This is a genomic window from Phyllobacterium sp. MT110 (assembly GCF_058792715.1).
The window spans coordinates 546,490-559,682 of the sequence record NZ_JBXAFE010000002.1 but is presented as its reverse complement, the minus strand read 5'-3'; the positions used below and the strand labels follow the sequence as shown (position 1 = coordinate 559,682).

Annotated in this window: 13 protein-coding genes; 9 read left to right on the top strand and 4 right to left on the bottom strand. The window is 61.7% G+C overall.

Features of this window, described 5'->3' with window-relative positions; all coding sequences use genetic code 11:
* Nucleotides 1–76: 76 nt before the first annotated feature.
* Nucleotides 77–844: a sulfite exporter TauE/SafE family protein gene (locus AC1Q5O_RS14350; protein ID WP_223613660.1), complete on the bottom strand. Its 768-nt coding sequence runs from the start codon at nucleotides 842–844 to the stop codon at nucleotides 77–79.
* A gap of 236 nt (nucleotides 845–1,080) precedes the next feature.
* On the opposite strand from AC1Q5O_RS14350, the gene AC1Q5O_RS14345 reads away from it, so the two are divergent.
* From AC1Q5O_RS14345 to AC1Q5O_RS14315, 7 genes are all read left to right on the top strand, one after another.
* On the top strand, nucleotides 1,081–1,737 hold the full coding sequence (locus AC1Q5O_RS14345; protein ID WP_223613661.1) for a thiamine phosphate synthase: 657 nt from the start codon (nucleotides 1,081–1,083) through the stop codon (nucleotides 1,735–1,737).
* Nucleotides 1,738–1,819: 82 nt separating this feature from the next.
* Nucleotides 1,820–2,818: a tetratricopeptide repeat protein gene (locus AC1Q5O_RS14340; protein ID WP_472462545.1), complete on the top strand. Its 999-nt coding sequence runs from the start codon at nucleotides 1,820–1,822 to the stop codon at nucleotides 2,816–2,818.
* Nucleotides 2,819–2,868: 50 nt separating this feature from the next.
* Nucleotides 2,869–4,032 (top strand): M20 aminoacylase family protein, encoded by a 1,164-nt coding sequence (locus AC1Q5O_RS14335; RefSeq protein ID WP_492563768.1) that lies wholly within the window; start codon nucleotides 2,869–2,871, stop codon nucleotides 4,030–4,032.
* Nucleotides 4,033–4,181: 149 nt separating this feature from the next.
* Nucleotides 4,182–4,745 (top strand): elongation factor P, encoded by a 564-nt coding sequence (gene efp, locus AC1Q5O_RS14330; RefSeq protein ID WP_223613664.1) that lies wholly within the window; start codon nucleotides 4,182–4,184, stop codon nucleotides 4,743–4,745.
* Nucleotides 4,746–4,814: 69 nt separating this feature from the next.
* Nucleotides 4,815–5,606 (top strand): inositol monophosphatase family protein, encoded by a 792-nt coding sequence (locus AC1Q5O_RS14325; protein ID WP_223613665.1) that lies wholly within the window; start codon nucleotides 4,815–4,817, stop codon nucleotides 5,604–5,606.
* 151 nt (nucleotides 5,607–5,757) lie between these two features.
* Entirely contained in the window at nucleotides 5,758–6,780 is a 1,023-nt protein-coding gene (locus tag AC1Q5O_RS14320; RefSeq protein WP_346305051.1) for a MotA/TolQ/ExbB proton channel family protein, read from the top strand.
* Nucleotides 6,781–6,782: 2 nt separating this feature from the next.
* Entirely contained in the window at nucleotides 6,783–7,814 is a 1,032-nt protein-coding gene (locus AC1Q5O_RS14315) for a peptidoglycan -binding protein (RefSeq protein ID WP_464661592.1), read from the top strand.
* Here AC1Q5O_RS14315 and AC1Q5O_RS14310 read toward each other — a convergent pair.
* Complete coding sequence (locus tag AC1Q5O_RS14310; protein ID WP_346305052.1) at nucleotides 7,811–8,161, bottom strand: DUF1304 domain-containing protein; 351 nt, start codon at nucleotides 8,159–8,161, stop codon at nucleotides 7,811–7,813. The two genes, AC1Q5O_RS14315 and AC1Q5O_RS14310, sit on opposite strands and share 4 nt — an antisense overlap.
* 268 nt (nucleotides 8,162–8,429) lie before the next feature.
* Between AC1Q5O_RS14310 and AC1Q5O_RS14305 the strand changes: the two genes are divergently transcribed.
* Nucleotides 8,430–10,082 carry an FAD-binding dehydrogenase gene (locus AC1Q5O_RS14305; RefSeq protein WP_492563954.1) on the top strand — a complete coding sequence of 551 codons (1,653 nt, stop codon included), beginning with the start codon at nucleotides 8,430–8,432 and terminating at the stop codon, nucleotides 10,080–10,082.
* A 3-nt stretch (nucleotides 10,083–10,085) separates the two neighbouring features.
* On the opposite strand, the gene AC1Q5O_RS14300 is transcribed toward AC1Q5O_RS14305, so the two are convergent.
* Nucleotides 10,086–11,891: an ABC transporter transmembrane domain-containing protein gene (locus AC1Q5O_RS14300; RefSeq protein ID WP_492563765.1), complete on the bottom strand. Its 1,806-nt coding sequence runs from the start codon at nucleotides 11,889–11,891 to the stop codon at nucleotides 10,086–10,088.
* Nucleotides 11,892–12,097: 206 nt separating this feature from the next.
* Here AC1Q5O_RS14300 and rpmE point away from each other — a divergent pair, with 206 nt between their 5' ends.
* Nucleotides 12,098–12,319 (top strand): 50S ribosomal protein L31, encoded by a 222-nt coding sequence (gene rpmE, locus AC1Q5O_RS14295; protein WP_130271002.1) that lies wholly within the window; start codon nucleotides 12,098–12,100, stop codon nucleotides 12,317–12,319.
* Nucleotides 12,320–12,384: 65 nt separating this feature from the next.
* Here rpmE and AC1Q5O_RS14290 read toward each other — a convergent pair whose 3' ends face one another.
* Nucleotides 12,385–13,122 carry a class I SAM-dependent methyltransferase gene (locus tag AC1Q5O_RS14290; protein ID WP_492563762.1) on the bottom strand — a complete coding sequence of 246 codons (738 nt, stop codon included), beginning with the start codon at nucleotides 13,120–13,122 and terminating at the stop codon, nucleotides 12,385–12,387.
* Nucleotides 13,123–13,193: the final 71 nt, after the last annotated feature.

Here is a 13,193-nt window from a genome sequence, read left to right as displayed (position 1 = left end):
TTGGTCCGACGGTTGCAGTTGATAATGTTTACATAGTCCGAAAGTTGCGATTCGGCTGATCAACTTTCGTTCATAATTATAACAAGGCGGCTAATCCATCGTAGGAAAGCTTCAATCCCATCAATAGGATCATGATGTACATGAAGGGATAGAACACCTCCGGCCGCATGCGTTTGACGATCCACGCGCCGGCAAAGGTGGCCAGCGGTGCGATGGGCACCAGAACCGCCGCTGCCTTGAGGTTCTCGGCATCGAACTGCCCCAAGGCAAAATACGGGATGACCTTCACGGCATTGACGATCGCGAAGAAAATCACGCTCGTGCCGTTGTAAACCTTCGGATCCTGCCGCAGCGGCAGGGCGTAGACCTGATAGGGCGGGCCGCCCGCATGGGCCACGAAACTTGTGAACCCGGCGATGGTCGACCAGAAGGTTGCAGCGCCGGCATTGTGCGGTTGTGCGGTGGCGCGTTTGGCGGCGCTGGCAAAGACATAGCGGGCAAAAAAGATGATCGCGACGGCACCGACAATGAGCTTGACCATGTCATCGGTCACCACCGATGCGGTCAGCCAGCCTATTCCGACACCCAGCAATGCACCCGGCAGCATCAGCTTGAGGGTTTTTGCATCGCGATAGCCGCGCCAGCTCCACAGGCTGGCGACATCCATGATGATGAGGATCGGCAGCATGATGGCGGCCGCCTGCACCGGCGGCATCACCAGCGCCATCAATGGCACCCCCACCTGCCCCATGGCCCCGCCAAGGCCGCCCTTCGACAGCCCGATCAGGATCGTGGCCGGAACGGCGGCAGCATAGAACCATGGGTTCAACAGGAGATCGTGCATGATGGAAATCCACAAGGAGGGCCTTCCATCTCTAGCCGATCGCCGCGGCATTTGAAAAATGCTTTTTGGCAACATGTGCCTGTTTGCTACTAAGTAATTACGTCGTAAGACTAATATGCAACAGGGTGTGATGGCTTGGATCATCGAAAAGGCTGTTCAAATGAACGGCCATCCTCTATGCCCGAATTCCATCACGATTGCCCATTCTATAGAGAACGATTGTAAGGTTGCAGCCCATGAACAACGAACAAACACCCCAACGCTGCCGTATCGTTCTGATCGCGCCTCCCGCCGCGACTGCTGACGAACTGGCCAGGAAACTCAGCGAAGCCTTGTCCGGCGGCGATGTCGCCTCCGTGCTTTTGCCCGCCTACGAGACGGACGAAACCCTGTTCCAGACCATGGCCGAAGCCGCCGTTCCGATCATTCAGAATGCAGGCGCTGCCGCCATCATCGTCGGCAACACGCAGGTTGCCGGACGGGTCAAGGCCGACGGCCTGCATCTCGAAGGCCCGGCCAGCGATCTTGCCGCCAATGTCGAGCGCTTTTCCCCCAAACTGATCGTCGGGACCGGCAATATCAAGAACCGGCACACGGCGCTGGAAATCGGCGAAGCCCAGCCGGATTATGTCCTGTTCGGCAAGATTGGCGCGGATACGACACCCGAAGCCCATCCGCGCAATGTCGAACTGGCGGACTGGTGGGCATCGATGATCGAGATTCCCTGCATCGTCCAGGCGGGCAACACGCTGGAAAGCATCACCGACGCGGCCGCAACCGGTGCGGAGTTCATTGCCCTTGGTGCGGCGGTTTTCGGCAACGACAAACCGGCGGACGCCATCAAGGAAGCGAACCGGCTGCTCGACGAGCACGCGCCGCGATTTGAGGAATAGGCCCATGGGAGCAAAATCCGCAAACCTCGTTTGCGCCGTCGCGGCCGTGCTTGCAGCCTTCCCGGTCCTGACGCATGGCGCCATGGCCCAGACGGCTCCGGCGCCCGCAACAAGCCAGGCACCTTCGGTGACATCCGCGCCGACCGACGCGCCCCAGCACCTGGAAACGCCGCAGACAACCCCCAAGCATGACAGGCCGAAACTCGCCAGCGATCCGGCGGTCGACATCGTCAACCCGACGCGCTTCGGCAAGGGCGCGGTGGACGAGGCATTCGGCGCCTACCAGCGCGGCCTGTACAAGACGGCCTACAACCTCGCCCTGCCGCGCGCGGAAAATGGCGATGGCGCCGCCCAGGTGCTGGTGGCCGATATGCTGGCCCGCGGCCTCGGCATACCGGTCAACCTGCCCGAATCGGCCAAATGGTATGGCAAGGCCGCCGACCAGGGTGTTCCCGAAGCCCAGTTCCGCTATGGCGCGATCCTGCTCCAGGGCAAGTATGCCCCCAAGGACCCGGCCAAGGCCAAAACGCTCATGAAGGCTGCCGCCGACGGCGGCAACGCCATGGCCCAGTTCAATTACGGCCAGATCCTGCTGCAGGAGCATCCCGGCGACATCGGTATCGACAATGCCTATCCCTGGTTCCTGAAGGCAGCGGCACAGGGCTTGCCCGATGGCAGCTATGCGGTCAGCCAGATCCTTTCCAATGGCACGCTCGCCGTTCCGCGCGACGACGCCAAGGCCCGGGAATATCTCGCCAAGGCGGCAAATCGCGGTTACGATACGGCGCAGCTCGATCTTGGCCGATGGCTGGTCGAGGGGCGCGGCGGCCCGCGCGATTATGTGTCGGGTTTCGGCTGGACGCTGCGCGCCGCCGTAGGCGGTAATGTCGCAGCACAGGCCCAGCTGGCAAAGCTTTACTATCAGGGCCTTGGCGTGGAAGGTGACTCGGTCAAGGCAGCGGCCTGGTACATGGTCGCCAGACGGGCCGGATTGACCGACCCCGAACTTGACTCTTTCATGGACGGCCTCGACGACGACCAGATAAAGGCCGCCCTGACGGAAGCCAACAGGATGCGCTGACCGGCAGCCGGACTTGCAGTGCGCGACACGATCAGAAAGGGAACTTCACCATGCCGTTGATCAACCGAGTTCATGAAATGCAACCGAATGTCGCCGAATGGCGCCGGCATCTGCATGAGAATCCGGAAATCCTTTACGACGTGCATGAAACCTCCCGTTTTGTCGCGGACAAGCTGTGCTCCTTCGGCTGCGACAGTGTCGATACCGGCATCGGCCAGACCGGCGTGGTCGGGATCATCCGCGGCCGCCATGGCGACGGACCGGTGATCGGCCTGCGCGCCGATATGGATGCCCTGCCGATTCTTGAAGCCAGCGGCAAGCCGTGGGCCTCGAAAACCAAGGGCAAGATGCATGCCTGCGGCCATGACGGCCACACCGCCATGCTGCTCGGCGCGGCGCAGTATCTTGCCGAAACCCGCAATTTCAAGGGCTCGGTCGCGGTCATCTTCCAGCCCGCCGAAGAAGGTGGTGCGGGCGCGCTGGCCATGATCAATGACGGCCTGATGGACCGGTTCTCGATCAAGGAAGTCTATGGCATGCACAATGCGCCGGGTCTGCCCGTCGGCCAGTTCGCCCTGCGCAAGGGCTCGATCATGGCGGCCACCGACGAATTCGAGATCAAGGTCATCGGCCGCGGCGGCCATGCCGCCAAGCCGCATACGACGGTCGATCCCGTGGTCGTCTCCGCCCATACGGTTCTCGCCCTGCAGTCACTGGTGTCGCGTGAAACCGACCCGCTCAAGTCGCTGGTCATCTCGGTGGCGATGATTCACGGCGGCGATGCGACCAATGTCATTCCGAACGCCGTGACGCTTTCAGGTACGGTACGCACGCTGATGCCCGATGTGCGCGACTTCGCCCGCAAGCGCGTGACCGAAGTGGCCGAAGCCACAGCTGCCATTTTCGGCGCCCGGGCGGAAGTCAAGTATGATCAAGGCTATCCGGTCACGTTCAACCACGACCGCGAGACGGATTTTGCCACGGGCGTCGCACAGCTCATTGCCGGCGACAGCGCGGTGAACACCAACATGCCGCCAGTCATGGGTGCCGAAGATTTTTCCTACATGCTGGAAAAGCGGCCCGGCGCCTTCATTTTCCTTGGCAATGGCGACACGGCGGCCCTGCACAATTCAGCCTATGATTTCAACGACGATGCCATTCCCTATGGCATCAGCTATTGGGTTTCCGTGGCGGAAACGGCACTCGCCGCCTAGTTCCGGAGGCTTAGCCGCGAAAAGGGCCTTACCCGGCTCTTTTTGCGCTTTCTCTTGCCTATCGCGCGATTTTGTGGTCTTGGAGGCGCCAATATCGGCTGCCGCCGAGACGTCGGCGCCCGATTTCCAACACCAATCCGGATAAACAAATGAAAATCAACGGCAATGAAATCCGTCCTGGCAATGTGATCGAGCATGACGGCAGCCTCTGGGTCGCCGTCAGGACGAACGCAGTCAAGCCCGGCAAGGGCGGCGCCTACAACCAGGTCGAACTGAAGAACCTCCTCAACGGCACCAAGCTCAACGAGCGCTTCCGCGCCGCTGAAACCGTCGAAAAGGTCCGCCTCGAACAGAAGGACTTCTCCTTCCTCTACGAACAGGGCGACGCGCTTATATTCATGGACACCGCCAGCTACGAGCAGCTCGAGCTGCAGAAGGATTTCGTCGGCGACCGCGCGGCGTTCCTGCAGGACGGCATGATGGTCACTGTCGAACTTTACGACGAACGTCCGATCGGCATTTCGCTGCCGGATTACGTCACGCTTGCCATCACCGAGGCAGACCCGGTCGTCAAGGGTCAGACGGCGGCTTCATCCTACAAGCCGGCCGTGCTTGAAAACGGCATTCGCGTTCTGGTTCCGCCATTCATCTCGTCGGGCGAGCGCATCATCGTTGACACCAACGAACTGACCTACGTCCGCCGCGCTGACTAAGCAGGCATTATCGGGCGCCGCTTAAGAATGGCGCCCGCATCAACGAATTCAGACGGAGAATGACCTGAAATGGCGCGTTCAGCGATCCTCAATGTAATGGTGCAGGCAGCTATGAAGGCTGGCCGCTCCCTGGCGCGCGATTTCGGCGAAGTGCAGAATCTGCAGGTTTCGCTGAAAGGTCCCGGCGACTATGTCAGCCAGGCCGACCGCAAGGCCGAAGAAATCATCTATGCCGAACTGCGCCGGGCCCGTCCCGACTACAGTTTCCTGATGGAAGAAACCGGTACGGTCGAAGGCACCGACAGCCAGCATCGCTGGCTGGTCGATCCGCTCGACGGAACCACCAACTTCCTGCACGGCATTCCGCTGTTTGCGGTTTCCATCGCCCTGGAACGTCAGGGCCAGATCGTCGCCGGCGTGATCTTCAATCCTGCCATGGATGAGCTTTACACCGCCGAACGCGGCGGCGGCGCCTTCCTAAACGATCGCCGCCTGCGCGTCTCCGGCCGCATCAAGCTGGTCGATTCCGTCATCGGCACGGGCGTGCCGCATCTCGGCCGCGGTCATCACGGCGATTATCTCGTGCAGTTGCGCAATGTCATGGGCGAGGTTTCCGGCATCCGCCGCATGGGCGCCGCAGCGCTCGATCTGGCCGCCGTCGCAGCAGGCCGCTTCGACGGTTTCTGGGAAGACGGTCTCTCTCCCTGGGATACGGGCGCAGGCATCATCATGGTGCGCGAGGCGGGCGGCTTTGTCACCGATTTCAACGGCAGCCAGGATGTGGTCGAAAGCAAATCGATCGTCGCCGGTAATGAAGCCATTCAGCGGGCGCTCCTGAAGACACTCAAGAAGCCGATCTGAACAATATCCGGCCCGCCGGCCGCATTGCACCTTCCATTTTTACCTTGATTTCGGTTAGGGTCGCACAAACCGATTTGGGTTTGTGCGATTTCCGTTCGTCCAGTGACGCGAACGAGGTTGCTTGGTGCGTGGCGAATGCGGAGACGATGCAATGGCTGATTTCAGTTCAACCCGCCGGGTCATGGACGGTGACGATTATGACCCGTACCGGCTGTCCAGCCCGCGGCTTGTGCTTCTGTCGATGGCGATCTTCCTGGCCATTGTCGCCTTTCTCGCCGCCATTCTCTTTCGCCAGATTTCCGTGTTCTTCACCACCAATCCCGGCCTCAACGGCCTGATCATCGGCGTGCTGATCGTCGGCATTCTCTTGGGGTTCGGTCAGGTGATCCGGCTGTTTCCCGAGGTGCGCTGGGTCAATTCCTTCCGGCAGGGCAATTCGGATCCCAATTCCAAGCCGGTGATGCTGGCTCCCATGCGCGCGCTGATCGGACGGCGCCAGTCCATGGCGTTGTCGACCAATGCCATGCGCTCCATGCTCGATTCCATCGCCACCCGCCTCGATGAAACGCGCGATGTCTCGCGTTATCTCATCGGCCTCCTGGTGTTCCTCGGCCTGCTCGGCACGTTCTGGGGCCTTCTGGAAACCATCGGCTCCATCGGCCAGACCATCCAGTCGCTCGATCCGCGCGCCGGCGATGCGAACGGCGTCCTCGATGCGCTCAAGGCCGGCCTGCAATCGCCGCTCAAGGGCATGGGCACCGCGTTCTCGTCCTCGCTGTTCGGCCTTTCCGGCTCGCTTGTCCTCGGTTTTCTCGATCTGCAGGCGGGCCGCGCCCAGAACCGCTTCTACACCGAACTGGAAAACTGGCTGTCCAGTGTCACCGATCTCGGATCGGACCTGCATGCGCTCGATGGCGTCAACAGCGGCACGTCGGACGAACTGCGCTCGCTCTCCGAGCGCCTGCAGAACATCCAGGAGACCGGCGGCTCCAGCCAGCGCACGACCGCCGCGCTGGCCAGCCTCGCCGAAGGCATCCAGGGCCTGGTCAAGAACATGCGCTCCGAACAGCAGATGATGCGCGACTGGGTGGAAAAACAGGCTGAAGAACAGAAATCCATGCGCGAAACCCTCGCCAAGCTCAGCGACTCCGTCGCCCGCCGCAGGGACAACTGAGAATGGCGCTCGGTCGCACCCGCCGCGCTATCCGTCATGTGGATTATTGGCCCGGCTTCGTCGATGCCCTGTCGACATTGCTGCTGGCGATCATGTTTCTGCTGTCGGTTTTCGTGCTGGCGCAGTTCCTGCTCAGCCAGGAAATCACCGGCAAGGATGCCGTGCTCAACCGCCTGAATTCGCAGATCAATGAATTGACCCAGATGCTGTCGCTCGAACAGGGCAACAAGCAGGATCTGGAAGACACCATCGCCAACCTGCAGGCATCGCTGACCAAGGCGCAGAGCGAGCAGTCGCGGCTGCAGTCGATGCTGTCGCAGGGCGCAGGCGCCGGTGCAGCCGCGGAAGGCAAGATCAGCGACCTCACCGCCGGCCTTGAAAACGAAAAGCAGCTGAGCGCGCGCGCCCTGTCGCAGGTGGAAATTCTCAACCAGCAGATACTGGCACTGCGCAAGCAGATCGGCGCGCTGGAGGAAGCCCTCAACGCCTCGGAATCCCGCGACAAGGAATCCAATGCCAAGATTGCCGATCTCGGCAAACGGCTGAACGTCGCGCTCGCCCAGCGCGTGCAGGAGCTCAACCGCTACCGCTCCGATTTCTTCGGCCGCCTGCGTGAAATCCTCTCCGACCGCGAGAATATCCGCATCGTCGGCGACCGCTTTGTCTTCCAGTCCGAAGTGCTGTTCCCCTCGGGTCAGGCGGTGTTGAACGACGCTGGCAGCGAGGAAATGAAGAAGCTGGCTTTGGCCTTGATCGACCTGCAGAAGGAAATCCCCGACGACATCAACTGGGTTCTGCGCGTCGACGGCCACACGGACAATGTGGCGCTCTCGGGCACCGGCCAGTTCAAGGACAATTGGGACCTTTCCGCCGCGCGCGCCATTTCCGTGGTGAAGTTCCTCATCGCCAACGGCGTTTCCGCCAACCGCCTTGTGGCGGCGGGTTTCGGCGAGTTCCAGCCGCTGGAGCCGGGCGATACGCCGGAAGTGCGTTCGCGCAACCGCCGTATCGAGCTCAAGCTGACAGAGCGCTAGAGCAGGAGCAAGGCTGCCAGCGCGACGATCGCCGGCACGCCCTGCACGAAGAAGATGCGGCGGTTGACGGTGAGCGCACCGACGATCCCGGCGACAACAACGCAGCCGAGGAAGAAGACTTTGATGGCAAAGCCCGCCTGGCCCAGCCAAAGCCCCCAGATCAGTCCGGCAACGAGAAACCCGTTGTAGAGGCCCTGATTGAGCGCCAGCGCCCTGGATGCGGCGGCGAATTCCGGCGTCAGCCGGAAGGTTTTCAGCCCCAGCGGCTTATCCCACACCACCATTTCCAGATACATGAAATAGACGTGCAGCAGGGCAACCAGCCCGATGAGAATGTTCGCAATCATCCCTGTCCCCTTTTCACTCCTTGCTGTCCCGCTTTCCACCCTTGCGCGCCAACCTGAGCCGCGCAATCATGCCACGAGCAAAGCACTAGTGGAACGAATTTGACATTCGCCTCCCATTTGACATCACGCGCAACATGCGAATGTCAAATTCAAAGTTCCACTAGAATCTCATATTTATCAGTGGTCCTTTGATTCTGACATTTGCCTGAATGGCTGTATCAAAGGGCTGCAAATGTCAGAATCGGACCACTGGGAGGGGCGAATGGCAATGGATGCCGATGCGATCATCGTTGGGGCCGGATTGTCGGGGCTTGTGGCCGCAAACGAGCTGGTGCAGGCAGGCAAGAAAGTCATCCTCCTCGAACAGGAAGGCGAGAACTCCGTCGGTGGGCAGGCCTTCTGGTCGCTCGGCGGCCTGTTCTTCATCGATAGCCCGGAACAGCGCAGGCTCGGCATCCGCGATTCCTTCGAACTCGCGCGGCAGGACTGGCTGGGTTCGGCACAGTTTGACCGCGCCGAAGATCATTGGCCGAAACAATGGGCCGATGCCTATCTGCAATTCGCCGCCGGTGAAAAGCGCAGCTGGCTGCATTCGCTCGGCATGCGCTGGTTCCCGGTTGTCGGCTGGGCCGAGCGCGGCGGCGCGCTGGCGAACGGTCATGGCAATTCGGTCCCGCGCTTTCACTTGACCTGGGGCACGGGCCCCGGTGTCGTTGCGCCGTTCGAACGCCTGTTGCGCGAGGCCATTGCCAAGGGCCTGATCACGCTCAAATGCCGCCACCGCGTCAATGCACTGGTGACGACCAACGGTGCCGTGACGGGCGTCAGCGGCGATGTGCTGGAGCCGTCGACAGTGGAGCGCGGCCAGCAGTCGGGACGCGAGGTGGCCGGCAGTTTCGTGCTGTCCGCGCCGGCCGTGATCGTCACGTCGGGGGGCATCGGCGGCAATCCCGAGCTGGTCAAGCGCAACTGGCCGCGCGACCGGCTTGGCAATCCGCCCGAGAATATGGTTGTCGGCGTGCCGCACCACGTGGATGGCCGGATGATCGACATCGCCGTGAAAGCTGGCGGCAGCGTCATCAACGCGGACCGCATGTGGCACTACACCGAGGGCCTCAGGAACTGGAACCCGATCTGGCCGAACCACGGCATCCGTATTCTGCCCGGCCCCTCGTCGCTGTGGTTCGACGCCAGGGGCAATCGCTTCCCGGCGCCTTACTTTCCGGGTTTCGATACGCTGGGAACGCTCAAGCACATCCTGTCGACCGGATACGACTATTCCTGGTTCGTGCTGACGCAAAAAATCATCGAGAAGGAATTTGCCCTGTCCGGTTCCGAACAGAACCCTGACATGACGGGCAAGGACTGGAAGCTGCTCCTGAAGAACCGCCTCGGCAAAGGCGCACCGCCACCGGTGGAGGCCTTCAAACGGCACGGCGAGGACTTTGTCGTGCGCGACAACCTGCAGGAACTGGTCAAGGGCATGAACGCGCTGACCGGCGACAACCTGATCGACCACGACCATCTCCGATACCAGATCGAGACACGCGACCGCGAGATCAGCAACAAATATTCCAAGGATGCGCAGATCACCGCCATGCGCGGCGCGCAGAACTATATCGGCGACCGGCTGACCCGCATCGCCAAGCCGCACCGGATACTCGATCCGAAGGCTGGTCCGCTGATTGCCGTGCGGCTCAATATCCTGACCCGCAAGACACTCGGCGGCCTGCACACCAATCTGAAGTCACAGGTGCTGGATGCGGCTGGTGTGCCTGTTCCCGGCCTTTATGCCGCAGGTGAAGCCGCCGGCTTCGGCGGCGGCGGCTATCAGGGCTACAACGCGCTGGAAGGCACGTTTCTCGGCGGCTGCATCTTTTCCGGGCGGTCCGCCGGTCGGGCGGCGGCAGGCAGAGGCTGAAATTTACTCGGCCGCGCCTTTGAATGCGTCCGCACCCGCTTCGAACTGCAGCTTGGCAAGGTTTGCGTAGATCCCGTTCTTCTTGACGAGGCTCTGGTGCGTGCCTTCTTCGACGATGCGGCCGTCATCCATGACAAGGATGCGGTCCGCCTTGAGGACCGTCGCCAGCCGGTGCGCGATGACCAGCGTCGTGCGCCCCTGCATCAGGTGTTCGAGACCCTTCTGCACCAGAATTTCACTTTCCGCATCGAGAGCCGACGTGGCTTCATCCAGCAGCAGGATCGGCGCATCGCGCAGGATCGCCCGCGCAATGGCGATTCGCTGGCGCTGACCGCCGGACAGTGTCACGCCACGTTCGCCGACCTGCGTCGCATAGCCGTGGTCGAGCGCTTCGATGAAGTCATGGGCGAGCGCCGCCCTGGCCGCCGCCTCGATATCGGCGGTGCTGGCGCCGGGCCGGCCGAAGCCGATATTCTCCCGCGCCGTCGCGGCAAAGATGGTCGTATCCTGCGGCACGATGGCAATGCGCGACCGCACCACCGCAGGATCGGCTTCGCGCAGGTCGACGCCATCCACCCGGATGCTGCCTGACACCGGGTCGTAATAGCGCAGCAGCAGCGAAAACACCGTGCTCTTGCCGGCGCCGGAGGGCCCGACAATGGCGACAGTCTCGCCCGGCTTGACCTCGAAATCGAGACCGCGCAATGCCGGGGCATCGGGCCGCGTCGGATAATTGAAGCGGACATCCCGGAAAACAACGGAACCGACCGGCGGTTCCGGCAGCGCCACGGGGTTGAGCGGCGTGGCAATGGCGGGCTTTTCCGCCATGATCTCCATCAGCCGTTCCGCCGCGCCGGATGCCTGCGACAGCTCGCCCCAGACCTCGGACAGCGCCCCGAGCGCCCCGGCGGCAAACACCGCATAGAGCAGGAACTGACCGAGCGTGCCCGGCGTGATGGTTCCGGCCAAAACGTCGCGCGAGCCGAACCAGAGCACGGCCACGACGCTGGAAAAGATCATGAAGATCGCAAAGGCGGTCAGCACGGCGCGCGCCTTGACCGAGGAACGGGCCGCGGCAAAGGCATCCTCGACGGCGGAACCGAACCGCCCCGTCGCCAGCGCCTCGTTGGTGAAGGCCTGCAGGGTGCGCACGGAGATGATGGATTCGCTGGCATAGGCCGTGGCATTGGCCAGCGTGTCCTGGGCATTGCGCGAACGGCGGCGCACCGACCGGCCGAAGGCGACCAGCGGGATGATGATCACGGGAATGGCGGCGATCACCAGCCCGGACAGTTTGGCGCTGGTGATGACCATCATGACGATCGCGCCGAAGGCCAGAATGAGGTTGCGCAGGGCAATGGAGGCGGTGGCGCCTACGGCCGATTTGATCTGCGTGGTGTCGGCCGTCAGCCGCGAGACGATTTCACCCGACTGCGTGCTGTCGAAAAAGGCCGGTGACAATTTGGTGAGGTGCGCGAAAACATCGCGGCGCAGATCCGAGACAATGCGCTCACCCAGCGTGATGACGAAGTAATAGCGGCCGGCGGACGCAACGGCGAGTGCGGCCGCCAGAACGATCAGCATGCCGAAATAATTGTCGATAAAGGCACCGTTCGAACCGGAAAAGCCGTGATCGATCATCCGGCGCACCGCCAGCGGAAGGATGAGCGTCGTCACCGCTGCAATGCTGAGCGAGATGAGAGCGCCGACCACCATACCCCTGTAACGGGACATATAGGGGAAGATGCGCTGCAGCGGCTTGAGCGAGCGCCGTTTCTTTTCTGCTTCTGCGTAAGCCGTGTCGGCCATATTTTTCAAGTCTTCCTGTATCGCATCGTGACTTTGCTGCCGGATGGCCTTGTTATTGTTTTAAGGCTGATGTATAGGCTCGCCAACAGTTTTGGAAGCCCACGTTTCTGTGACGTTTGGCTTCATCTCTACCAATCGGCTCCGAACCGGCCCTCCGCACCCTGTGTGGCTCTGGTTTTGTGCCCCTTAAGTTCAGGATAAGACAGATGAGAGCCAATATTCATCCAGACTACCACACCATCAAGGTTGTGATGACAGACGGCACCGAATACTTGACCCGTTCCACATGGGGCAAGGAAGGCGATACGATGAACCTCGATATCGATCCGACCACGCATCCCGCATGGACCGGCGGTTCGCAGCAGCTCACCGACCGTGGCGGCCGCGTTTCCAAGTTCAAGAGCCGTTTCGCCAATCTGGGTATTTAATCCCTTCGGCATACCGGATTTCAAAACGGCCTCGCTCATGCGGGGCCGTTTTGCTTTGTGCGCAATCAGTCCCGCTCCGCGACAATGATGAGCTCGCGGCTTTCCGGCAGAACCGGGCCTTCGACCCAGTCGCCATACCACGCGGTTCGGGTAAATCCCGCGTCCCGCAGATGCGTGCCGATTTCCGCCTGGGACAGAAAGCGCAGGGTGTTGGCATTGGCCAGCGTTTTGCCCGTCGAGTGAAAAACATGATCCGTCTCGAAAGCAACCCGATCGCCATTCTCCGCGATCAGGCGGTGTTGGACACCGACCTCTCCCAAGCCGGCAACTGACACTGTCCGGGCCGTCTGCTCCGGCGTCCAGCTTTCCCATGCCTTCACCGCCGGATTGCGGCTTTCGAATATCAGCCGCCCCTCCTTTGCCAGATGCGCATGGGCAGCCCGGAGGACGGCATGCACGTCGTCATCGCTGAGGAATACCTGGAAGACGTGGCCGGTCATGATGATCAGGTCGAAGCGCTCGCCCAGATCAAGCGATCGCGCATCCGCCTCGATCCAGGTGACGGCTCCGCCGCCTTCCCGGCCCCGCGCGATATCCAGCATTGCCGGCGCCGGTTCGACGCCCGTGACCGTGTGGCCGCGCGCCGCCAGCATGCAGGCGAGGAGGCCGGTGCCGCAGCCAAGATCGAGCACGCGCTTCGGCGTTCCGGCGCTGCGCAGATAGAATGCGCTGTCCTCCCCTGCCGGGTTCAGGCTGTCATAAAGCGCGGCAAGTTCCCCATTGGTATAGATATCATCCAGCATGCAGTTGCGGTCCGTCCTGTCTTTGCACAAAGAGTGCATCCATGTCCTTGTCCCCGCGCCGGAAACCATGT